General features: G+C 67.2%; 25 protein-coding genes. 15 read left to right on the top strand and 10 right to left on the bottom strand.

What is annotated here, in order from left to right; genetic code table 11:
• Positions 1-220: 220 nt before the first annotated feature.
• The 5 genes from LI337_RS01825 to LI337_RS01805 all read right to left on the bottom strand — a co-directional run bounded on the left by LI337_RS01825 (position 221) and on the right by LI337_RS01805 (position 3720).
• Positions 221-922, bottom strand: coding sequence for a DICT sensory domain-containing protein (locus LI337_RS01825; protein WP_227228008.1), 702 nt, complete (start codon positions 920-922; stop codon positions 221-223).
• A 67-nt stretch (positions 923-989) separates the two neighbouring features.
• Positions 990-1652: a HalX domain-containing protein gene (locus LI337_RS01820; protein WP_227228007.1), complete on the bottom strand. Its 663-nt coding sequence runs from the start codon at positions 1650-1652 to the stop codon at positions 990-992.
• Between the two features lie 128 nt (positions 1653-1780).
• A complete protein-coding gene (locus tag LI337_RS01815) occupies positions 1781-2218 on the bottom strand; it encodes a DUF7960 family protein (RefSeq protein WP_227228006.1) in 438 nt (145 codons plus the stop codon).
• Positions 2219-2641: 423 nt separating this feature from the next.
• Positions 2642-3400, bottom strand: a complete 759-nt coding sequence (locus tag LI337_RS01810; protein WP_227228005.1) for a DUF429 domain-containing protein — start codon at positions 3398-3400, stop codon at positions 2642-2644.
• Positions 3382-3720: a winged helix-turn-helix transcriptional regulator gene (locus tag LI337_RS01805; RefSeq protein WP_227228004.1), complete on the bottom strand. Its 339-nt coding sequence runs from the start codon at positions 3718-3720 to the stop codon at positions 3382-3384. The genes LI337_RS01810 and LI337_RS01805 overlap by 19 nt, the downstream gene beginning before the upstream one ends.
• Positions 3721-4166: 446 nt before the next feature.
• On the opposite strand from LI337_RS01805, the gene LI337_RS01800 reads away from it, so the two are divergent.
• Positions 4167-4583: a DoxX family membrane protein gene (locus tag LI337_RS01800; protein WP_227228003.1), complete on the top strand. Its 417-nt coding sequence runs from the start codon at positions 4167-4169 to the stop codon at positions 4581-4583.
• Between the two features lie 98 nt (positions 4584-4681).
• Complete coding sequence (locus LI337_RS01795) at positions 4682-6745, top strand: hypothetical protein (protein WP_227228002.1); 2064 nt, start codon at positions 4682-4684, stop codon at positions 6743-6745.
• Between the two features lie 4 nt (positions 6746-6749).
• Here the strand turns inward: LI337_RS01795 and LI337_RS01790 are convergent, their stop codons facing one another.
• Together LI337_RS01790 and LI337_RS01785 are read right to left on the bottom strand one after the other, a co-directional pair.
• Complete coding sequence (locus LI337_RS01790) at positions 6750-6893, bottom strand: DUF7503 family protein (RefSeq protein WP_227228001.1); 144 nt, start codon at positions 6891-6893, stop codon at positions 6750-6752.
• A gap of 76 nt (positions 6894-6969) precedes the next feature.
• Positions 6970-7524 (bottom strand): SRPBCC family protein, encoded by a 555-nt coding sequence (locus tag LI337_RS01785; RefSeq protein WP_345777721.1) that lies wholly within the window; start codon positions 7522-7524, stop codon positions 6970-6972.
• 154 nt (positions 7525-7678) lie between these two features.
• Here LI337_RS01785 and LI337_RS20345 point away from each other — a divergent pair, with 154 nt between their 5' ends.
• Positions 7679-7792 (top strand): DUF7989 family protein, encoded by a 114-nt coding sequence (locus tag LI337_RS20345; protein WP_465269958.1) that lies wholly within the window; start codon positions 7679-7681, stop codon positions 7790-7792.
• 47 nt (positions 7793-7839) lie between these two features.
• Here the strand turns inward: LI337_RS20345 and LI337_RS01780 are convergent, their stop codons facing one another.
• A complete protein-coding gene (locus tag LI337_RS01780; RefSeq protein ID WP_227228000.1) occupies positions 7840-8055 on the bottom strand; it encodes a hypothetical protein in 216 nt (71 codons plus the stop codon).
• A 116-nt stretch (positions 8056-8171) separates the two neighbouring features.
• Between LI337_RS01780 and LI337_RS01775 the strand changes: the two genes are divergently transcribed.
• The 4 genes from LI337_RS01775 (at position 8172) to LI337_RS01760 (ending at position 13347) form a co-directional block, all read left to right on the top strand.
• On the top strand, positions 8172-9113 hold the full coding sequence (locus LI337_RS01775; protein WP_227227999.1) for an ABC transporter ATP-binding protein: 942 nt from the start codon (positions 8172-8174) through the stop codon (positions 9111-9113).
• The gene (locus LI337_RS01770) at positions 9110-10990 is read left to right on the top strand and encodes an ABC transporter permease family protein (RefSeq protein WP_227227998.1); all 1881 of its coding nucleotides are present in this window, start codon (positions 9110-9112) and stop codon (positions 10988-10990) included. Before LI337_RS01775 ends, LI337_RS01770 begins: the two co-directional genes overlap by 4 nt.
• Entirely contained in the window at positions 10983-12032 is a 1050-nt protein-coding gene (locus LI337_RS01765; protein WP_227227997.1) for an ABC transporter permease, read from the top strand. The genes LI337_RS01770 and LI337_RS01765 overlap by 8 nt, the downstream gene beginning before the upstream one ends.
• A gap of 91 nt (positions 12033-12123) precedes the next feature.
• Entirely contained in the window at positions 12124-13347 is a 1224-nt protein-coding gene (locus LI337_RS01760; protein ID WP_227227996.1) for an outer membrane protein assembly factor BamB family protein, read from the top strand.
• Between the two features lie 54 nt (positions 13348-13401).
• On the opposite strand, the gene LI337_RS01755 is transcribed toward LI337_RS01760, so the two are convergent.
• Positions 13402-14433 (bottom strand): MBL fold metallo-hydrolase, encoded by a 1032-nt coding sequence (locus LI337_RS01755; RefSeq protein WP_227227995.1) that lies wholly within the window; start codon positions 14431-14433, stop codon positions 13402-13404.
• Positions 14434-14586: 153 nt separating this feature from the next.
• Between LI337_RS01755 and LI337_RS01750 the strand changes: the two genes are divergently transcribed.
• The 5 genes from LI337_RS01750 to LI337_RS01730 all read left to right on the top strand — a co-directional run bounded on the left by LI337_RS01750 (position 14587) and on the right by LI337_RS01730 (position 19368).
• Positions 14587-14976, top strand: a complete 390-nt coding sequence (locus LI337_RS01750; RefSeq protein WP_227227994.1) for a hypothetical protein — start codon at positions 14587-14589, stop codon at positions 14974-14976.
• Between the two features lie 87 nt (positions 14977-15063).
• On the top strand, positions 15064-16023 hold the full coding sequence (locus LI337_RS01745; protein ID WP_227227993.1) for a DnaJ domain-containing protein: 960 nt from the start codon (positions 15064-15066) through the stop codon (positions 16021-16023).
• A gap of 168 nt (positions 16024-16191) precedes the next feature.
• Positions 16192-16761 carry a hypothetical protein gene (locus tag LI337_RS01740; RefSeq protein WP_227227992.1) on the top strand — a complete coding sequence of 190 codons (570 nt, stop codon included), beginning with the start codon at positions 16192-16194 and terminating at the stop codon, positions 16759-16761.
• 290 nt (positions 16762-17051) lie between these two features.
• Positions 17052-18812 carry an acyl-CoA carboxylase subunit beta gene (locus LI337_RS01735; protein ID WP_227227991.1) on the top strand — a complete coding sequence of 587 codons (1761 nt, stop codon included), beginning with the start codon at positions 17052-17054 and terminating at the stop codon, positions 18810-18812.
• A 145-nt stretch (positions 18813-18957) separates the two neighbouring features.
• Positions 18958-19368 (top strand): DUF5658 family protein, encoded by a 411-nt coding sequence (locus tag LI337_RS01730; protein ID WP_227227990.1) that lies wholly within the window; start codon positions 18958-18960, stop codon positions 19366-19368.
• Between the two features lie 204 nt (positions 19369-19572).
• Here the strand turns inward: LI337_RS01730 and LI337_RS01725 are convergent, their stop codons facing one another.
• Positions 19573-20052, bottom strand: a complete 480-nt coding sequence (locus LI337_RS01725; RefSeq protein WP_227227989.1) for a MaoC family dehydratase — start codon at positions 20050-20052, stop codon at positions 19573-19575.
• Between the two features lie 200 nt (positions 20053-20252).
• On the opposite strand from LI337_RS01725, the gene LI337_RS01720 reads away from it, so the two are divergent.
• The 3 genes from LI337_RS01720 to LI337_RS01710 all read left to right on the top strand — a co-directional run bounded on the left by LI337_RS01720 (position 20253) and on the right by LI337_RS01710 (position 22196).
• Positions 20253-20957 carry a PGF-CTERM sorting domain-containing protein gene (locus tag LI337_RS01720; RefSeq protein WP_227227988.1) on the top strand — a complete coding sequence of 235 codons (705 nt, stop codon included), beginning with the start codon at positions 20253-20255 and terminating at the stop codon, positions 20955-20957.
• A 76-nt stretch (positions 20958-21033) separates the two neighbouring features.
• The gene (locus LI337_RS01715; protein WP_227227987.1) at positions 21034-21888 is read left to right on the top strand and encodes an HpcH/HpaI aldolase/citrate lyase family protein; all 855 of its coding nucleotides are present in this window, start codon (positions 21034-21036) and stop codon (positions 21886-21888) included.
• 62 nt (positions 21889-21950) lie between these two features.
• Positions 21951-22196 (top strand): DUF5816 domain-containing protein, encoded by a 246-nt coding sequence (locus LI337_RS01710; RefSeq protein WP_227227986.1) that lies wholly within the window; start codon positions 21951-21953, stop codon positions 22194-22196.
• The last annotated feature ends 71 nt before the right edge of the window (positions 22197-22267 follow it).

Below are 22267 nucleotides of genomic sequence, written 5' to 3'. Positions count from 1 at the left end.
GGTAATAAGGTGTTGTATTTTTCTACAACCTCGATTCTCGACACGAACGCGGACGAACTGTCGCGCCATTCTCGTCGACGGCGGCACGTTGCAGGAGTCGATACTGTTGGATGAGCCACCGACTCACGCCCCACTGGTTCACCGTCACCTGCTACCGAACGAGACCCTTCACAAGAGCGACCGAACGAGAGTCTTCACAACAGCGATTGAACGAGACCCTTCAGACGACCGTCGGATACTGCTCGGTGAGATGCGCGAGGATGTCGTCGACGATGTCGGGATCGTAGGTCCAGAAGCCGTAGTAGGCGTCTGGGTGCCGTTCCTCGGCGAGGAGGGCGCACTTGTCCGAAGGGGTGTCACCGCCGTCGAAGGCGACGAACCACGTGTCGGTGATCTCCGAGACCGACTCCGCGTGGACCGTCACACCCGGCAGGTCCACCTCGGTCCCGTCCGGTGCGGCGTAGACGTGGATGTCGAGGTCGCGTTCTGCGAGGTCGGTGTAGACGGACTGCTGGGTCGCCAGCGCGGTGAAGTACTGGAAACCGGCGTGGAGTTGGCCCGTGCCGGCGCGCCACGCCCGGTCTTCGATCTCTCGTGAGGTGGCGACCATCTGTCCGGTGTCGTACGAGGAGAACGTCGTCCCATCCAGGTGGCCGAGCAGCGTCTGAAACGCGGGGTTCAGATCGCGCCCACCGCCGAGTGGTGTCGAGAGGTCGTCGAGGTCGATGGCGGTCAGGAGTCTGTCGCCCACGCTGAGCGTGGCGAACCCGACCGGCCCGCCGACCGCGGTCCCCTCCTCGACGATCACCTGTTGGGAGCCGAAGTACTCCCGTAGCTCCGCGAGGAGCGCGTCGTCCGCGTCGTAGACGGTCAGCGTCTTCTCCGACCCCTCGACGCCGTCGATCACCGAACGGAGGGACATCGGTGAGAGTTCGCCGGACCGGGTACATAAATCGTTCCCCACTCGACGACGAGAGAGCAGCGTCGACTCAGTGTGGACGGTCCTTCGTCTCGTCGGCCGCGACCTCCGGTCGTCGTGTCTCGAGACGGACGGTCGCCGGGTCGTCGCTGTCGTGGCTCGCGGGCGAGGTATCGGTCCGGTCGGCGGCGGAGCCGCGTCGGTGACGGGTCGCTACGTCGTAACTCGCCGTTTCGAGGTCGCCGAGATGCTCACAGAGCCGCGCGCGCTGGCGGTCGAACCGCCCTCTGAGGGCGGCGTACTCCGCGCGTTCCGTCTCGCGGTCGGTCTCCAGCGTGGCGAGTCGTCTGGCGGTCGCGTACGACGCGCGGAGCACCCGATCACACGCCCCGCGAACGAGGAGTCGCTCGACCGTGTCCAACAGATCGGTTCGGGTGACTGGTCGTCGCAGGTAGTCGGCGAACGGCGACCGAAAGAGCGGAACGTCGGGGCGCTCTCGCACCAGCAGTGCGACCGGCGGGAGTGGAGTGACGGAGCGAAGTCTGGCCACGACGCTCGCGTCGGACTCCGCGCGCGTCGCGCCGTCTAAGAGCACGGCGTCACACCGTCCGGCGAGGTCGACGGCAGCGTCGACCGTGCTGGCTGTTCGGGTTCGGTACCTGTCGTCGATGGTTGCGGCCGTCTCGACGGCGCGACCGCGCCTGTCGACGACGAGCACTGCGGGCCGTGACATGGAGACTGGTCGTGTCTCGAGTGATACTGTCGAGTAGTATATTAATTTGGTTAGTTTACACGTTCGAGAGGGCCGATCAGATGACGGCATACGTCGACTGTCGCGCGAATCGGGGCCGGACGTGACAGTTACGAGAGGAGATCGAACTCCGCGAGTGCCCACCGGACGACGGTCGCTTCGACCACGTCGCGTTCCTCGACGAGTGCGTCGGCGTCGGCGTCTAACACCTCCTCGCTCTGGGCGAGCAGTCGGGACTCGAGTTCGGTCTGGTCCGGTTCCTCGCGCGTCTGGTTCAACAGCGCCTCGAAGTCCTCACGGAGGTCGAAGGAGGCGTGGGCGACGTTACACCGCGAGAGTGGGCTGACGCCGACGTTCAACACCAGATCACGGACGAGGTCCCAGTCGCTCTGGCAGAAGTGGATCGACACCTCCCCGACGATGTCGCGCCACGCGATCGGATCGCCGTTCTGCATCAACTGGACCGCACGCGGCGGAAGGTCGAGTCTGGCGGCCGTGTCGGGATCACCGCAGAGACAACAGGGCTGTTCGGTCTTCCCGGTGTACATGGCCGACAGTACGGCTGTGAGAACTTGTGACTGTTCGTTCGAAGTCGTGAACGTCGGCGACGGCGACGGGGGGACGCCCGTGCCGTCGACCCAGAGCCGACGCCCGTCCGGACGGCTGGACCGACCCGGATCACGGAGGGTACCGCGGGCGCGACGGGCAGTGGGTGGTTGATGGCTCACATGACAGGATTGATCACACGGTCTGTCGCGCCAGTTCGAGAATACCCGGTCATAGGTAAAAGTCTTCGGCTTAGCGAATACACAGCCACTAAGTTCCATTATATATCTCTCAATTCGGCCATATTCGTCAATTACTCGCGCAAACGTCCAGACGCACCGTCGTCGTCCCGTGGTGGCCGACCGGACGAACAGTTTCCCGCCCCGTAGAACCTCGTCGACGTCACTCACGCCGACGGGACGGTCTCATCGTGAAGCCGGTGCGACGATCTCCATCGGGAGACCGACCGCGTCCAGCGGCGGGTCGACCGGGAGTGAGTCGAGTGGGCGATCCGCGACGCCGGCGAGCACCAGCGCGTCGAGCACGTCGTCGCGGGCGACGTGCTTGCGGTACGTCTCCGCCAGCACCTCGTCGTACAGTCTGCGACTCTCCGGTAGCACCTCCTCGAGGAGAGCGAGTCGGGCCTCGCGTCCTTCCTCGCTGGACTTCGGTTCCGTGATCGGGCCGCCGCCGTTCAGTTCGGCGAAACAGAGTTCCGGGTGGCTCTCCCGGACCACCGCAGCGTCGGGGTCTCTCGGCCCGTCCTCTCCGGCGTCGTCGACGCCGACCAGTTCCGGGTGATCCCGGAGAAACGTGTCCACCGCACGGATCTTCGGGACGAGGTGCCACGCCTGGATCGACAGCCCGTAACCGGTCGCCTCGCGGTTGGCGTCGCTGGCGTCGGCGTGGGTGTCGGCGGTCAGCACGTTCCGAGCGGGCGTGTAGAAGACGGTCGACGCCCGCGAGCCGAGACGCTCTTTCGCGGCCTCGTCGCACGCTCGGCGACCCGCAGTCGGCAAGCCGATGGGAATGTCGAGGAGCAGACTGTCGGGGGCGGTGTCGGCGACGACTGCCGAGAGGGAGTCGTACACGCCCCAGTCGAGACGGCCGTCGCTCCGGACCACGGCGATCCACCCCGCAGAACAGCCGTCGACGCCGACTACCGTCACGGCTTCGTGAGCCACTCGCCGGCCCACGACTCGATCTCCTCGAACACCGGACAGAGCGACTCGCCCTTCGCCGTCAGACTGTAGTAGGTCGCGACCGGCGCGTCCTCCTCCAGTCGTCGGTCGACGAAGCCCATCTCGCCGAGGTCGTCGAGCACCCGCGAGAGCGTCCGGGAGTTCGCGCTGGTGGACCGCTTCAGTTCGTTGAACCGCTTCTCGCCGTCTTGGAGGTCGTTGAGGACGACGAGCCGCCACCGGGAGCCGATCTGTTCGAGGGCGTCGGCGACCGCACAGAAGCCCTCGCCGCCGGCCGAGGACTCGGAGAGTTCGGATGACATCTATCCTTCGCTACGGTCGGGCGGCTACAAAACCGTTCTGTCGAACCACGCCGGGTGGTCGGTCGCGCCGGGAGGGTACACCGCCACCTGGAGAGATCGACTGGTGTTAGACTGGTGGTCGACGGCCCCGTTCTACGGAATTATAAAATATATTTAATATCTGTGTCGGCCGTTGGTACGCGGGACCGTGTTCGAGGAGAGTCGGACTAAACCTGTCGTTTCTCCGACTTCAGAGTCCCTGTCGGTCGTTTCGGTGTTCGGACCTGACGACTCGCCAACTCACTTCGGTGTTACCGGGTGACTCCTATGTCCGGGAACGGATAAATAGGTAGCACTACGTAAGCAAGTAACGTGACGCAACCACAATCCGTGTCGGTCGGAGCGACAGGAGAGCGACGTGAGACGACCCGTAACGTGACCAGCGAGACCCCACGAGGTGACGACTGATGGTGTTCGACACCGCCGGCGGCAGTCTGGCGTTCTTGCTGGGGCGGCTTCTGTTCGGTCTGGTCATGGCGTTCACCGGCCTGAACCACTTCCAGAACACAGAGGCGATGGTCGGCTACGCCGGCGCGAAGGGCGTCCCGGCACCCGGTCTCGCCGTGCCGTTCTCCGGCGGACTGTTGATACTCGGTGGCCTCGGGATCGCACTCGGGGCGTTCCCGCTGCTGGCGGCCGGAGCCATCGCCGTCTTCCTCCTGGTGACGACCCCGCTGATGCACGACTTCTGGGCCGTTCCGGAGGAAGATCAGCAGTCCGAGATGACGCAGTTCCTGAAGAACGCCGCACTGCTCGGCGTGGCACTCGTCTTCCTCACGCTCTCGACGACGCCGTGGCCCTACGCGGTCGGCGTCGGCCTCTGAGCAGACGCGATAGACCTCGTGGCGAGAGTTTAGAAGACGAAGCGGTAGCCACCACAGTTTTGTTCGCCGGATCGGTAAACTTCTGTTACGTGGTTTCGATGAAGACACCGTCGTTCGAACGCGTTCCAGAGCCCGGCATCGAAATCCACGATCCGATCGAACGTCGCCACTACGTGCTCTCGACGCCGACCCCGGTCGACCCGACCGAGATCGATCCGGACCGGTTCTACTTCCCGGTCAGCAGTGCTGTCTCGTTCACCACCGATTCGATAACACTGCCGAGTGTCGTCTTCACTCCAGTTCGGAACGCCGACGGCGAGATGCTGAGTGAGGTCGGCTACGGCCCTGACGAGTCGTTCTCGGCGGGCGAGTACATCGTCGAACTGTCCGCACCGATCAAGTGTTACCTCAGAGCTGTCGGGCCGCTGTCGGTGACGACCGACGAGGAGAGAGACACGATGCGGATCGACTTCGGGCGGCCGGCCCGCGTAGAACTCGGGGCCCGGTCGTACCACGACAGGCCGGCCGCGACCGTGACGACGACCGAGCGACCCCGCGACCTGATGCGGGCGGTCTCGACCTTCGGGTCGGCGCTGAAGACGACCTCACCCGAGCGCTCCTACCCGACGCTCCGGGGCCACCCACCGGAGGTCGAACTCGGCGACGAACTGTCGATCCCCGACGGCGTCGTCCGCCCGGAGACGGGCGTCAGGATCGAGGTGCCGCCCGACCCGAGCGCCATCTTCACGGTGGCGTCGCTGGCACACTACCTCGGTGCCGAGGTCGTGCCGGGGGGTGTCCCGCGCGTCGTGACGGAGACGGGATTCTCCCACCGGCTAGACGGGCCAGCGGGGTTCGAGACGAGCGTCGCGCGGACGCTGGAGCGCGTACTCTTCTTCGACTGCATCACCCGCAACGAGGGGTTCTACGACGTGGCCCTCGTCGAGCGTCGGGAGATCGCCGACGTCGTCGACCTCGACTTCCCGGCGTTGTACGACCGGTCGATCCCCGAACAACTGCGGGCGTACCTCTCGGTTCCCTACGAGCGAGTCGAACCGACTCTCCCGCAGTGGCGACTCACGAGCGACGTGGTACCGGTACCGGGCAACGCCGAACTGCTCCCGTTCGTCGTCAACGAACTCGCCCACGTCCGCTGTCCGGAGTCGTACACGCCGACCGAGTCGCCGAGAAACGCGATCATCGACGAGTTCACGCGGAGCAAGGGCGTCCCGAACCCCGAGGGGCGTGCGGACCCCCGACCGAGTTTCGTCCAGCCCGAACCGGCCGATTCGCTGGAACAGATGTGGGCCGGCAGGGGCTGTCCGGTCGGCGCGTCGAAGGCCGTGGCCGCCGGCTACCGCAATCGGATCGCTCGCACCCCGAAGACCGACGACATCGACATCACCGTCGTCTGCAACGACGAGGAGATGACCGCAGAGTTGGACAGCACCGACGACATCTACGGATCGCGTGACGCTCCGAACGTCACCGTGACCGATCACCGGGCGCTGTCGGCCGACGAGTTGACGGAGGTGCTGCGGACCGACACCGACTTTCTGCACTACATCGGCCACATCGACGCGAACGGGTTCGAGTGTCGCGACGGGCGACTCGACGTGCGAACACTCGACCGCGTCGGCGTAGACGCCTTCCTCCTGAACGCCTGTCGCTCCTACCAGCAGGGACTCGCCATGCTGGAACGCGGGAGTTTCGGCGGGGTCGTCACCCTGAGCGACGTGAGCAACACCGGTGCGGTCGGTGTCGGCGAGTTACTCGCGCGACTGCTGAACTGCGGATTCCCGATGCGCTCTGCGCTGAACATCGTCAGAGAACACAGCTTCGTCGGCACCCAGTACATCGTCGTCGGCGACGGCGGCGCGGCGCTGACGCAGTTCGACACGGTGCAACCGGCGGTCTGTCACGTCGACGAACGCGACGACGACTACCGCCTGTCGGTGACGACGTACCCCCCGACGAACCAGGGGATGGGAAGCATGTGCAGTCTGCAAGTAACCGAGGAGAGTCTGTACGAACTCGTCGCAGGCGAGAGTCAGACGTACGAGGTCGACGAGGCGACGCTTCGGGAGTTCGTCACCCAAGCCGAGATGCCGGTCGTCCGTGACGGGACCCTCGGGTGGTCGACAGACTACGCCGTTCAGTGACCGGTTACGGACCGAAGTGGCCGGCGACCGACGAGGAGACCGCCACGGCGGACCCGGCCATCGAGAGCAGTGCGCCGGTGGTCAGGAGCGCCGAGAGGAGTTTCGGGTGCTGTGCGAGCGTCTCGTGGGCGTCGAAGTCGAACGACATACACTCCCATTCTGTATCTTTCCACGTAAATCTTTTGTAACTATCGCTGTCACACAGTGACCGACGTGGTGGTGTCTCAGCCCGTCGACTCCCGAGCGAGGCGGTCGAGTCGGCGGAGTGCGGTCCGGCAGACCGGAGCGTAGCCGGCGGCCAGTGGCGATAGCTCGAAGACGGCGCGACACCGGGTGGGTCCGAGTGACTCGACGCGGTGGCCGGTGGCGGGGATTCGTGCGACCGACCACGTCCAGCGGCAGTCGGTACAGGTCGTGATCGAGAAGGGAACCCAGACACCCGCGACGCGAACCCGGCCGGTCGTTCCCTGGCCGATTCGTGTCGAGTCGGCGGCCTCGGAGTCGGCCGTGTCACCCCCGAGCGTGTCGAGTTCGACCGCGCTGATCGTCGGCCCCCAGTCCGCCCAGTAGTCGGTGTCGGTGAACAGCGACCAGACGGTCTCGGCGGGGGCGTCTATCTCCCGCCAGAGTTCCAGTCGTCGTCCGTCGGGCGTCTTCGCCAGTCGTCTCCCCTCGCGTGGTCGTCCACCGTCGGTGAGCAGACCGATCTCGCCGGATCTCTCGGTGTCGGTGACCCGGTCGTGGTCTGCTGGCGGGCCACGACTCGCTCTCGGACTCACGAGGTGAGGATACGGACAACAAGTGGAAAAGCGTTCGTCTCGCCGGCGTGAGCGGGTGTCGTTCCGACCGAACGTCCAGACCTTATATGCTATAGAATCTTATTATACCTTTCCGGGAAGGCTTAAGCTGTCACCAGTGGTAGCGTGTCCCACGATGACTGACTCGAAGCAGACGATGAAAGACGTGAGCCACACACCGCGAACCGGCGACTCGGTGACGAACGTCTGGGACCGGGGCACAGACGAGACGCGCGAGACGGACGACTGACGGAGACGACCGACGCGACCGGTACGGCGACGAGACCGACGGCCGACTCACCCCTTCTGGCGGACGCGGAGAAGTCCAGCGAGGACCAGTCCCGCGAACAGGACGACGCCACCCAGTCCGGCGAGAGCGGCGGCCAACCCGGTGAGTGCGGGGACGCCGACGTCGCCGACGACGACGAGGACGAGTCCGCCAGCCATGAAGAACAACACGGCCACGAACCCCGTGACGAACAGGACCGAGGCTGGTGTCAGATCGCGGTTCACGGTCCGGGTTCGGCGACCGACGACTAAAGACTGGCTTCCAACCGCCGACACGACTCACGACTGACAGCTACCCGCACGTTTACGGCGGACGATTCCGTTTACCAGTTCAGTACCCGATGATAACAGTCGAGGACCTCCGGAAGGAGTACGGCGACTTCGCGGCGGTCGTCGGGAGCAGTTTCTCGGTCGAGTCGGGCGAGATATTCGGCATCGTCGGCCCGAACGGGGCCGGGAAGACGACGACGCTGAAGATGCTCGCCGGTCTGATCGAACCGACCGGTGGAACCGCCCGCGTCGGCGAGTACGACGCCGGCGACCCCGAGATGCGCCACGAACTGGGCTTCCTCCCCGAGGAGTCGCCGCTGTACGAAGACATGACCGCCCACTCGTACCTGCGCTTCTTCGCCGATCTGTACGACGTCCCCCGCGAGGTCGCGGACGAACGCATCGGGAGTGCGCTCGACCGACTGGAACTCGACCACCGGGAGCGCAGACTCGGCGACGTCTCGAAGGGGATGAAACGGAAGGTCGCCATCGCCCGGTCACTGGTGAACGATCCCGACCTGTTGATCTACGACGAACCCGCCTCGGGACTCGACCCACTCACGACGAACTACGTCCTGGAGTTCACGAAGGAACTGAGCGAGGAGGGGAAGACGGTGCTGTTCAGCGCGCACAACCTCTACCACGTCGAGAGCGTCTGTGACCGAGTCGTCATCATGAACCGCGGCGAGATCATCGCACGCGGCACGGTCCCGGAGATCCGCGCCGAACACGGCGAGACGACCTACCACGTGTTCACGTCGGTCCCGGTCGACGGGAGCGACCAGGTCGGCGACCGTCATCGCGTGATCGTCCCAGACATGGAGGCGGTCGAGTCGATCCGGGCGCGTGCCGAGCGGTCGGGCGGCGCGGTCGAGGACATCCGGACCCGCGAACCGAGTCTCGAAGACGTGTTTCTCGACCTCGCCGGGGGCCAGCAGGCCGAGTCGGGGACCGACCGCACCCAGCGGGCAGGACCAAGTTCGCCGGAGGACCGCACGGGTGGTGGCCGGTGAGCAGTCGGCTCACTGCCCTGCTCGCTCGCCTCCAACGTCTTCCGACGTGGCTCCGCGAGCACACGCGGGACGTGACCCGCATCGCCCGGTGGGAGGTCTCTCGAGGCGTCGGCAGCGTGGACCGGACCACCGCGATACTCGGCGTCGTCAGTATTCTCGTCTCGGTCGCGGTCGTCGGCACGGTCGTCGCCACCGGCGCGGGCGGACTGGCACTCGACGAGGGCGTCTACCGTGTCGCCGTCGACGACGACAGCCAGTACCACGAGGTCGTCAAGGACCGGCCGGCACTGACCGCGAAACCGCCCGGTGCCGACGACGTCGACCTCCGCGTCCTCGCAGACGGGCGCGTCAGACCTGTGCCGGGACAGAAAGGACAGGCGGCGCTCGCGGAGTTCCGCGCTGCGGTGCAGGCGCACAACGACCGACTCCTCGCCGGGGAAGCGAACCAGTCGGCCGCGTTCCCGGTGCTGGTCGATCTGCGCTACGAGAGTCGGGCCGACGTCGGGAGCGGTGGTGAGACCGGTGGCGGCGGCGACGGCGGTGGCACCGGATCGGGCGCAGATGGCGGATCGAGCGATGGGTCCGGCGACACGGACTTCGGGAGTGTCGGCGCGGGCGGTGGAGGCGCGGGCGGAGACGGCGACTCCGGCGGGAGCGTCGGTGTTCCCGGATTCGGCGGCGGTCTCGTGTCCGGCGGCGACTCCGGGTCGCCGGCCGACATCGACCCGCCGTTCCCCTTCGAGTCGCTGATCCTCGCGTTCGCCTTTCTGGTCCCGATGAACTTCGTCATCCAGGCCTACGGCAGTACGATCCTCGACGAACGAATCGGCCGGCGCGGCGAACTCCTGCTCGTCTCGCCGGTCACGCCGGGTGACATCGTCGCCGGGAAGACCGCGCCGTACCTCCTCGGGATGGTCGCGGTGACGACCGGCATCGCCCTCGCCATCGGTGGTGGCCTGCTGTCGGTCGTCGCGGTCGTGCCGGTCGCGCTGCTGTTTCTCTCTGCGACCTTCACGGCGGGGATGTTCGCCCGGTCGTTCAAGGAACTCACCTTCGTCACGGTCGCCATCTCGACGTTCCTGACGAGTTACGCCTTCGTGCCGGCCATCTTCGCCGACGTGACGCCCATCGCGCTCATCTCGCCGCTGACGCTCGTCGTCAGAGACTTGCAGGGCGGCGGCGCGACACTCGTCGAGTATCTGTTCTCGACCGGGCCGTTCTACTTCGGCTCCTCGGTGTTGTTCCTCCTGGGACTCGGCGTCTACCGCGAGGAGGACATGTTCACCCAGCGCCCGGTGCCGCTGAAGGTGCTGGACGCGCTGGACAGTCGGCTTCGCGGGGCCTCGTCGGTCGCGGTGCTGTCGGGGCTGTTCATCCCGTTCGTCTTCATCGCGGAGTTGCTGGCCGTCGCGGTGTTGTTCGCGCTCCCCATCGACGTGTCGGTCCCACTGCTCCTCGTCACCATCGCGGGCGTCGAGGAGGTGGCGAAGAGCGTCCACGTCTACGCCGGCTTCGAGAAGGCGCGGTTCGAACGAACCGTGGGCGTGGCACTCGTCCTCGGCGTGCTGTCGGGCCTCGGCTTCTTCGTCGGCGAGAAACTGACCGTCGTCGTCCAGTTGATCGGGTTGCCGGAGCTACCACTGGGCGAGGCGGCGTTCGCCCCCTCGGGTGTCGGTGTCGCGGGTGCGGGTGGTGGTGGACCGAGTCTGGCCTTCACGCTGGCGCTCCTGCTCGCACCGCTCGCACTCCACGCCGTCACCGCATCGCTGTCGGCACTCGGCGCGCGGGCGAACCTCCGGTGGTACGGCGTCGGCCTGTCGGCCGCCGTCGTGGTCCACGCGGCCTACAACCTCGCGGTGGTGAGTCTCCTTGGCTGACCCGCGCCTGACGATCGCCGGGCGGGAACTCCGGGTGCTGGGACGGGAGAAGACCATCGTGCTCGCACTGCTGATCCAGTTGTTCATCGCCGCGTTCTCGTCGTTCCTCGTCGTCGGCCTCGTCTCGCTGTACGACCCTGGAAGCGTCGAGGGGTACGAGGTCGAGGTCGCGGTGACCGGCGACGCACGAGCGGACCTGCTGGACGCGGTGCGGGAGACGCCGAGTCTCGGGGGCGAGGGGTACGACTCCCGAGACGCCGCACTGACGGCCTTCGAGAACGGGCAGGTGGACGCGGTGTTGGCCACGGAGACGGTAGAGGGACGGGTGCAGGTCGAGGCGCTAGCGCCGGACTCGAACGTCCGGACGACGCTGGTGGTCGTCCAACTCCGGGACGCGCTCCGGGCGTTCGAGCGCGGGGAGCGCGCCGACCGGGCGGCCTATCTCGATTCGACGCCGCTGGACCTGCCGCCCGAGGGAACCTCGTCGCCGTACTACAGCTTCACCTACACCGTGCTGGTGCCCCTGCTGCTCTTTCTGCCGGTGTTCATCTCGGGCTCTATCGCGGTGGACTCCCTGACCGAGGAGTTCGAGCGCGGGACGCTGGAACTGCTGCGGGTCGCGCCGATCAGCCTGCTGGACATCGTAGACGGGAAGTTGCTCGCGGCGGCAGTGCTCGCACCTGCACAGGCCGGGCTCTGGATCGCACTCCTGCGGTTCAACGGGACCGCCGTCTCGAACCCGGTCGTGTTGATCGGCCTGGTGGCGGCGTTCTCGCTGCTGGTGGTCGGCCTGGGGTCGGCGGTCGGCCTGCTGGCTCCGGACCGGCGGGCCGCACAGTTCCTCTACTCCATCGGCGTGCTGGCGGTCTTCGGCGGCGCGACACTGCTGCCGGGCAGTCCGGCGAACACGGTGGCGAAACTGGCTATCGGGAGCGCCGACGCGGTGACGTATCTGACGGTCGCCGGCTACGGGGTGTTGGCGGTCGGTGCGTACCTGCTGGTTCGGGTGCTGGTGACGCGCTACGAGGTCGTCTCGGCGTGAGCACGCGGTCGGGGCGGCGGTTCCGAGCGCAGTCGGTCGGCCACGCGCCCAGATGAACGTCGTTAAACCGCCACACCCCCAAGACGGACCGATGCGAACCCGGACCCTGCTGGCGGTCGCACTCCTCGTCGGGAGCCTCCTCGCGGTCGGCGTGGTCGCCCTCGGCTTCGGCGGCGGCCAGCAGTTGACGGTTACGTGGACGAGCGACACCGCCCGTCCGGTCGGCGGGAACCACCACGCGGTCGCGGTCGCCGACGGGCAGGTCTACGCCCCGATCAGCGGCCAGACCGACAGCGACCAGTGTGCCCTCGTCGCGCTCTCGGCCGAGGACGGCACCGCCGCGTGGGACTACCAGATTCCGCCAGAGGACTGTGAGATCCACGCGGTCGCCGATCCGACCGTCGCGGACTACGACGACGACGGCCAGCGGGAGGTCTTGGCGGCGACCACCGAGTCGGAGGTCGCCGGCTTCGCCCCCGGCGGCGAGAAGCAGTTCGGCTACGCGCTGACCGACTACGGGTACACCGAACCGGTCGTCGCAGACCTCCACCCAGCCGAGGGACAGGAGATCGTCGTCGCCGACGTGCGCGGTGTGGTCCACGTCTTCGGCGCGGACGGGACGGAACGCTGGCGCGACCGCGTGCCGGGGTTCGTCTTCGCCCAGCCGACCGTCGCGGACGTCGACGCCGACGCCGAGCAGGAGGCCCTCGTCGGCTCCCGGAGCGGCCGCGTCACCGTCTACGAGGGCGACGGCGACGTCCGGTGGCGGACGAACGCGACCGACAGCGGGATCACGTGGCTCGCGGTCGGGGACGCCGACGGCGACGCCGGACTGGAGACCGTCCTCGCCACCGCACGCGGCGAGACGGTCGCGTTGGACGACGACGGGTCGGTGCTCTGGCGCACCGAGTTCGACCGCCTGACGGCGGTGGACGTGATCTACGACGGCGACGCCGACGGCGAGGCGGAGGTGTACGTCACCGACGCCAGCGGGACGCTCCGGAGTCTCGACGCCGCGACGGGAGCGGTCGAGTGGACCGCCAGCCTCGCGTCGACCGAGGTGCAGATGACACCCCCCGCAGTGCTCGGCGACGTCGACGGCGGCGGCGACCCCGAACTCGTGGTCACGGGCAACGACGGCACCGTCTCGGTCGTCGACCCGGCGACCGGCGAGGTCCGTCTGACCGCGACCCGGAACGCGCGCTCGTTCACCCACGCGACACTCGCGGACGTCGACGACGACGGTCGAGAAGAGGTCTTCGCGATGTACGACGACGGGACCGTCCAGCGACTCGACGTGGTCGGCGAGACCTGAGTCGGACACGGCGACCGGGACCGGATCGGAGACTCGGCGGGGCGATCCGACGAATCAGGTCGAACGCTCGACGCTCGGGAACAGGTCGGCGGCGTCGGCGTCGGCGTCGCGTAGTTCGTAGTTCCAGTCGTCGTCGCGGGTCACGACGCCGTGGCGTTCGAGGTGGTTCAGGTGTGCCCACGCCTCGCCGGGGCCGTGCAGGATGTGGATGTTCTCGAGGTCGCCGAACAGGTGGGCGCTGACGGTCCACGCGTCCGAGGGACCGTACTCGCGCAGGACGCCGAGCACTCGCTCGGTGCGCTCGCGGTGGTGGTCGAGAATCGTGGCGGCGCGGGCAGAGGGGTCCTCGATCGGATCACGGTGGCCGGGCCAGGCCCGCGTCAGGTCGCGGTCGATCAGTCGAGTCAGCGAGTCCACGTAGTCGCCGAGTGGGTCGTCGAGTCGCACGTCGGCCCCGCCGACGTTCGGCGTGTACTTCGGCAGGATGGCGTCCCCGACGAAGGCTTCTTCGCCGGCTAGGTCTCCGACCTCGGCCTCGGCAGTGTCGGCCACGCCGCCGTCAGCGTCGAAGACGAACGCCGACAATCCCCCGGCGTGACCCGGCAGGTGGAGTGTCTCGACCTCGTGGTCGCCGACCGGGACCCTCTCGCCGTCCTCGAATGGCGTCACGTCCACGTCTGCACCGGCCAACGCCTCGTGGTGGCCGAGGAAGTCGGTCAGTTCCGCGAGCGGACCCTCGGGGATGCCCCACTCGTCGAAACAGGCCTCCCGTCGCTCGCGTTCCTCGGCCAGTGCCTCGTGGTCGCCCGCGACCAGTCCCGCGTCCGCCTCGTGGACCCGGACCGTCGCACCGCTCTCGGCTTGAATCTCGCCCGCGAGACCGGTGTGGTCGTAGTGCCAGTGCGTCAGGAGAATCTGGTCGACGTCACCGAACGTCAGGCCGAAGTCCGCGAGACCGTCCCGGAGGTCCGCCCGCGTGTCGTCGGTGGCGACGCCGGCGTCCACCAGTGTCGTCGTCGCCCCGTCGAGGACGTAGACGTTGTTCGCGCCCTCGAACACCGTGTTGTGCAACCTGATTCGCTTCACGCCATCGACTCCGGCGGGCGGCGACAAGAGCGTTCGGACTTCCGGTCGCGGCAACGTCTGCGCCGAGAGGGGGACAGGTCGCAGGGTCGTACCCCACGGCGAGGATCTCGCCGCTGGCGAAAACAATTTCGGGAGAGATCACGAACACGTGGCATGGCCGAGTACCAACCCGGCGTCTGTAACATCGGCGAGGCCGAACAGCGGAGGCGGTACGCACTCGGTGCGCTGGCCTCGCTCGCGACACTGGCGCTCGTGGTCGGGGTCGTCGCCTTCCAGTACCCGACGTGGTACCTGCTGGCGAGCGTCGTCCCACTGATCGGGGTCGCCGAGGGGTTCTTTCAGGCCCGGTTCAACTTCTGTGCCGGCTTCGCGCTGGCGGGTATCTACGACGTGAGCGCCGGCGGCGGAGAACGACACGAGGTCGCAGACGAGTCAGACCGGCGAGCAGACAGGAAACGCGCCCGACAGATCCACGTCTACTCGGTCGGGGCGGCGCTGGCTGGCACGGTCGTCATCTACGCCGTCGGCCTGTTGGCCGTGTGACGCGACCGGGTCGGGCGAGCCGCGCGTGTGTCCGGTGTCCGATAGATTAAACCGACCCGGTGCGGTAGCCGTCGCAACGACAGGCGCATGGACGACTTCTACGACCTCTTCGGCGTGGAGCAGGACGCCGACGAGTCCGACCTCAAGCAGGCGTACCGTCGGCTCGCCCGGCAGTACCACCCGGACGTGAACGACGACCCGCGAGCGCACGCCCAGTTCAAGACCATCCGGCGTGCCTACGAGATTCTCACCGACACCGAGGAGCGTCGCGTCTACGACGAGATGGGCCACTCGCGGTACGTCGCGGAGCAGATGGACGGCTACCCAACGATGGGCGGGGCGGGTCCGACCGCCCGCTGGGGCGACTCGGACGCCCCGTCGGCCGACGAGAACGCAGGTACGGACGCGGACACCGCCGCAGGGTCGGGTGGGACGAACGCTCACGGTCAGACGGAGACGGTGACCACGAGTCCCACGACGCGTTCGGGTGCGCGCCCCTCGGTGGACGACGACCGGTTCGACCCGGAGACCTTCGACGCCGAGGAGTTCGACCGCAAGTACGGCGACTCCCGGTCGCTGTTGCCGCCGCTCACCCCGCTGTTCGTCGGGTGGCTCGCGGTCCTGCTCGCCGGCCTGGCGTACCTCGCGGGTGTCGGCCAGTATCTCGCCGCGAACGCGGACGCGCTGTCGTCGTTCCTCTCGGCGGTGACCGCGTCGCCGGCGAACCTGTTCGGCGGATCGTTCGGCGTCGAGGTGCCGATGGCGTTTCTGGAGGCGTCGCTCACCGCCTCGGGGCCGGCACTGCTGTTCCCGGTCGGACTGGCGGCGCTCCCGCTGGTGTTCGGCGGGGTCGTCCTGAAGTTCGGGCAGGGGACGGCGTACCTCTACCTGCTGGGTGCGCTCGCACCCCTGGTCGTCGTCGCCGGTGGGACGCTGGTGCCGGCCGCGCTGGCGCTCCTCGTGGTACTCGGACTGGTCGTTCTGCCGGTCTCGGGGACGCTGTTGTTCCTCGGTGACGTGGGTCGGTATCTGGCCGCGACGCGGTAGGTGGGCGGTCGCGTGGTGGACGCCGTTTTCCTCCACAGTCGAAGTCGACGCGAAGGGAGAGACGTCACGCTCGGGGGACTCCGGTAGAGCGAACGCGCCAGCGGCGGTCGTGGCACGGGACTCGCAGAACCGTCGGAGCTTTGTCCCGGCCGGTCCACCGGTCGGTGGATGCGGGAAGACGAACTGGCGACCGCCGTCGTCGAGCACTTCCGGTCGGCCTTCGACGAGCCACGGATCCGGCTCGAAGAGCCCTACGACCACTACGGCAACCGGGGGTCCGTGGACGTGTACGCTCGGGTCCACGACCCCGCGCCGGTCGACTACCTCGTCGAACTGAAAGCCGACGCCGCGCTCCGCCACGCGACCGGCGCGAACGAGGTCCTCCGCCAGTACCGCCGGATGACGCGCTACTTCTACAAGGACGACGAACACGAGGTCCGGGTCAAACTCGCCCGCGACGGACCGGGGGTCCACGCCCTCCTGCTGTTCGCCCCGACGCCGGCCTGCGTCCGCCACGTCCGGGAGCACCGCGCGCTGTACGAGTCTGTCGAGGAGTCCGGGAGCGTCGGCGAGGTGCCGGCGTCGTACCGGGTCGCCTTCCTGACGAATCTCGACCGGGCGAACGCGGGCGAACTCGGCTTCCTCTCGATCAACGGCGAGGTGGGTTTCGACTCCGAGTCGTTCCACCGGGCCGTCCCGGACGACTCTCGCCTCGCGTCGGCGCTCGACGCCGACTGAAGCGCACCCCGCCGCCCGGCACACCGACAGCGACCGACCGCAGACAGTCACCCACACGACGATCCGGAATCCGACCGGACGCGATCTGCTGGCGACCACCACCGAGCAGTCGTCGAGCGACAGCGAGACCCTGCTCGCAGTCCGAATCGCCAGCAGTCGGGGTGGTGTGGGGCGTACGAGCGACCCGTGTTCCCCACCGTGCCGCCGAAATCGTTCGCCCGGCGAGCGAACCGGTCACACGCGAATCCCACATGGAAAACCATTTCCAACACACCGCCGCAGTGCGATCCATGAGAGTCCGAATCGGCGAGGGTGCGACGGACGCGGAGGCCAGCGCCGTCGCGGCCGCCCTCGCGGAACATCTCGGGACGGCGATCGAGGTCCACGTCGGCGACGCCGACGAACCGTCTGCGACCGCCGAGGCCCCCGAGTCGGCGGCCGGGACCGCAGGCGCGGCGACAGACGACCTCGGCCCGACCCGGCGCGAGGCCGATCTTGTCGCGGAGATAGAGGATATCCTCGACGGCGGTCCCGAGAAGTACAAGGAACGCCTCTCCGAGCAGGGGAAACTGTTCGTCCGGGACCGACTCGACCTCTGGTTCGGCGAGAACGGCCTGAAGTTCGAGGACGGGAAGTTCGCCGAGTTCGACTCGTGGCACCCCGACAGCCCCGAAGTCGAGGAGTCCGACCCGAACAACCGCCTCCCGGCCGACGGCCTGATCACCGGCGCGGCGACCTTCGAGGGTCGCGACCTGCACTTCATGGCGAACGACTTCACCGTGAAGGCGGGGTCGATGGCCGCGAAGGGCGTCGAGAAGTTCCTCCGAATGCAACAGCGCGCGCTGAAGTCCGGGAAACCGGTGCTCTACCTGATGGACTCCTCCGGCGGCCGCATCGACCAGCAGAGCGGCTTCTTCGCCAACCGCGAGGGCATCGGGAAGTACTACTACAACCACTCGATGCTCTCGGGCGCTGTCCCGCAGATCTGCGTCCTCTACGGCCCCTGCATCGCCGGGGCCGCCTACACCCCGGTCTTCGCCGACTTCACGATCATGGTCGAGGGGATGTCCGCGATGGCAATCGCCAGTCCTCGGATGGTCCAGATGGTGACGGGCGAACAGATCGACATGCAGGCCCTCGGCGGCGCGCGGATGCACGCAGAGGAGTCCGGGTCGGCCGACCTCGTGGCCCGCGACGAGGCACACGCCCGCGAACTCGTGGCCGACTTGCTCACCTACCTCCCGGACAAGGCCGGCGAGAAACCGCCACAGCGTGACCCGGTCGATCCCCGCAAGTCCCCTGCCGGCATCGACGAACTGATCCCCGAGGCACCGAACAAGGCGTACGACGCGACCGACCTGCTGGACCGACTGGTCGACGGCGACTCCTTCTTCGAACTCAAACCCGACTACGGGAAGGAGATCGTCACCGGCTTCGCTCGCCTCGGTGGCCGCCCGGTCGGCATCGTCGCCAACCAGCCAGCCCACCGGTCCGGGGCCATCTTCCCCGACGCCGCCGAGAAGGCCGCCGAGTTCATCTGGACCTGTGACGCCTACGAGGTTCCGCTCCTCTACCTCTGTGACACGCCGGGGTTCATGGCCGGGTCGCAGGTCGAGAAAGACGCCATCCTGGAGAAGGGCAAGAAGTTCATCTACGCAACCTCCTCGGCGACGGTCCCGAAACAGACCGTGGTCGTCAGGAAAGCCTACGGCGCGGGTATCTACGCGATGGGCGGGCCGGCCTACGACCCCGAGAGCGTGATCGCGCTCCCCTCGGGCGAGATCGGCATCATGGGTCCGGAGGCGGCGATCAACGCAGTCTACGCGAACAAACTCGACGCGATCGACGACCCGGAGGAACGCAAACGGAGAGAGGCAGAACTCCGCGCGGAGTTCCGCGAGGACATCGACGCCCACCGGATGGCCAGTGAGGTCGTCATCGACGAGATCGTCCCACCGTCGACGCTCCGGGAGGAACTCGTCAATCGCTTCGACTTCTACGCGGACGTGCAGAAAGACCTCCCCGACAAGAAGCACGGCACGATCCTCTGACGTCGAGAGCCCCGAACTACGCTGCTGGGGAGACGGCCGGGCGGGCCTACCGGCGTGGTAGGCGACGGGCGGGAACCGGTAAGGTCTCCGATACAGGCGAGTAGCCGGCCGATAACTACGCCTCTGGCCGTGCTGTCTCTCGCCGATGAGTACACGGCGCGACGCACTGTTCGACCGACTCTCCACCTCGCCGGGAGAGGCGACACTTCCGACGAAACGAGTCGAGGCGTCGATCCTCGACGGCTGTGTCCGCCTCGGGCCCCACGAACCGACGCTGTGGGCACTCGCGCTCGCTGGGCTCCTCTTGGACATCGGACTCACTGCCTACGGTCTCTCGCTCGGACTCACCGAGTTGAACCCGGTCGCCCGCGACCTGATGGCTGCCTACTCGCCACTTGGGGCGATGGTCCTCCTGAAGTCGGTAGCACTGATCGTCGGCGGTCTCGGGTGGCTGATCGTCCCGCGCGTCGCCCGTGCGGTCGTCCCGGCCTGTCTCGCGGTCCCCTGGTGGACGGCAGTGATCATCAACGCGACGCTGATCCTCTCGGTCGTCTGAGAGCTCTGCGTTCCTCCTTACCGCCGAGAGTTTATCACAGAGAACGGGACCACCGACGCCGTGTCCTGACTCGGTGCCGGTCGGTGTCCCGCGCTTGTACGACGCAGCACCGACCGGGCCGTCCGCGTCGTCTGCTCGCCCTACGATCGCCCACTCGTCGGACCTCGTAGTTCTCGTCCGAGAGTCGTCCTCGCGCCGAGCGGATCACGCCGCGTTCGCCCGCTTCAGTGACAACACCGTCCGCTCGAACTCACAGACGAGGGTCTCCTCGTCGGCGTCTCTCTCGGGGCCGGCGACGACGAACACCTCGACGTGCATCGTCACGACGCCACGTTCGCCGTCCGACGTCTCTCGTTTGTCGGTGACGGTCGACTGAGCCCGGATCGTGTCGCCGTGGTACACCGGCGCAGGATGCGACACCTCGTCGTACGAGAGGTTGGCGACGATGGTCCCGTCGGTCGTGTCCGGAATCGACAGACCGACGGCCAGACTCATCGTGTAGAGTCCGTTGACCAGTCGCCGGCCGAAGTCGGTGTCCTCCGCAAAGTCGGCGTCGAGGTGGAGCGGTTGCTGGTTCATCGTCATGTCGCAGAAACGCTGGTTGTCGCTCTCGGAGATGGTTCGCCGCTTCTCGTGGCGGATCGTCTCACCGACCCTGAACTCCTCGTAGTAGAGACCGGACATAGCCACGTCGTCGGGCGTCGGTTGCAAAACGGTGCCGGTCGTGGACGGCCGGGATCCTCGGGAGCGACGACCCAGTCGGTGTCCGACGACTGACTTACACCGCCGGAACTGGTTTACTCATGGCCGGAGAGGTGAGAACGTGACGCGCTCGGCGGACACCGCGTGAGTGTTCCCTCCGTCGGGACCGTCGCTCTCCACCAATGAAGGACCACAGCTACGCACGAACGCTGTTTCTCGTCGTGATCGTCGTCGCCGGTGCGTTCACCGGCGGCGCGGTCGCCGCGAGTGACGGCTCTGTCGAGGCAGAACCGTCCACACCGGGCGAGACCGCACAACACGTCGTCAGCGTCACGGTCGGCGACGACTCGGCCGGTTCGCTGACCGGACTCGAGGTCGACTATTCGGGCAGCGGCATCGACCTGAACAACGTCAGTCAGTCAGACATCGTCAAGATCGGCATCGACCGTGACGACGACGCCGACGGCAGAGAGACCGACGAGAACGCCAACGACGACCTCGACAGCGTCTCGGCCAGCAACGACGGCGAGACACTGACGATCGACACCGGCGGGAGCTACAGTATCGAGTCCGGCGACGAGATCGTCGTCGTCATCGACGGTCTCACGAACCCCTCGGCTGGCGAGTACGACGTGACGATCGATATCAACCCACAGAGTAGTGGCGGCGAGACGACCGCGACGCTGACGATCGGCGCGTCCGACGGTGACGACGACGACGGCACCGCGACCGACAGCGACGACGACTCGATGGACGGCGACGACTCGGCTGGAGGTGACGACGAGAACGGCGACGGCGAGACGACCACCAGCACGCCCGGCTTCGGCGTGACGGTCGCTCTCGTCGCACTGATCGGAACCGCACTGTTCGTGGCTCGGCGGACGTAACGTCGTCGAGAACCTCTCCCCTCGACGTCGGCTGACGTCCCGTAGGTTGAAACCGACGCCCGACGACCGAGGACGTATGTCCCGACGAAGTGTCCTCTTCTCTCCAGGCGATCAGCCCGAACTGCTCCGGAAAGCGCCGCGCTCGGGAGCCGATACGGTGGTCTTCGACCTCGAAGACGCGGTCACACCCGACCGCAAGGCAGAGGCCCGCGCGGCAGTTCGTGCGGTTCTGTCGGACCCCGACTTCGACCCCGACTGTGAGGTGACGGTGCGCGTCAACGCCGGCAGGGTCGCGGAGACGGACCTCGACGCGATTCTCGGAGACGACACCCGTCTCGACGCTGTCGTCGTACCGAAAGTCGCAGCGGCCGAGGACGTCGCGAGCGTGGCCGACTCTCTCGCGGAAGCGGGCCGCTCAGTTCCGATCGTCGCGCTGATCGAGAGCGCGGCGGGCGTGCTCCACGCCGAGGAGATTGCCGACGCCGACGCGACCGACGCCCTCGTCTTCGGTGCTGAGGACCTCGCCGCCGACCTGGGGGCGACACGGACGACCGAGGGGACGGAAGTCCTCTACGCGCGCGAGCACGTCGTCCTGGCCGCGAGTGCCGCCGGTATCGACGCCATCGACACGCTCTACACAGACTTCGACGACACCGAGGGCCTCGCCGAAGACACCGCCTTCGGACTGGAACTGGGGTACGACGGGAAACTGGCGATCCACCCCGCACAGGTGCCGGTGATCAACGACGCCTTCACCCCCGCCCCGGAGCGTGTCGAGTGGGCGCGCCGCGTCCTGTCGGCCCGTGAGGAGGCCGAACAGGCGGGGAGAGGCGTCTTCCAGGTCGACGGGGAGATGATCGACGCCCCGCTGATCGCTCAGGCGGAGACGGTCCGGGCGCGTGCGACTGCGGCGGGTGTCTGGAAGTCGTGACGGCCCGTCGAATCGACGGAGGAGAGTCAAGAGCTAAACCCTCGGCCGCCGACTGATCACACATGAACTTGGAGACGCTCACGACCGACGCCGGCGCGACGGTCTACGTCGACAGATCGGCCCGAGAGCGTGGCTCGAAAGGCCCGTTTCTCGTCGTCTACACGGACAGCGACGCCGAGACGCGCTGGGGCTACCTCTGTTCGAACTGCGAGACGTTCGACAACGCGATGGACACCATGGGACGCATCGAGTGCAACACCTGCGGCAACATCCGGAAACCCGACGAGTGGGACGCGGCCCACGAGTGAGAGGGACGAACGTCGAGTGACACCAGTTGCTGTGTTAATCCGTAACAAGATTTATGTCCCCTGGTGAACGT

Origin of the sequence: Salinirubrum litoreum (genome assembly GCF_020567425.1) — an archaeon.
Taxonomy (GTDB): Archaea; Halobacteriota; Halobacteria; order Halobacteriales; family Haloferacaceae; genus Salinirubrum; species Salinirubrum litoreum.
Note: the sequence above shows the minus strand (reverse complement) of the source record. Positions and strands in the feature narration are given on the sequence as shown.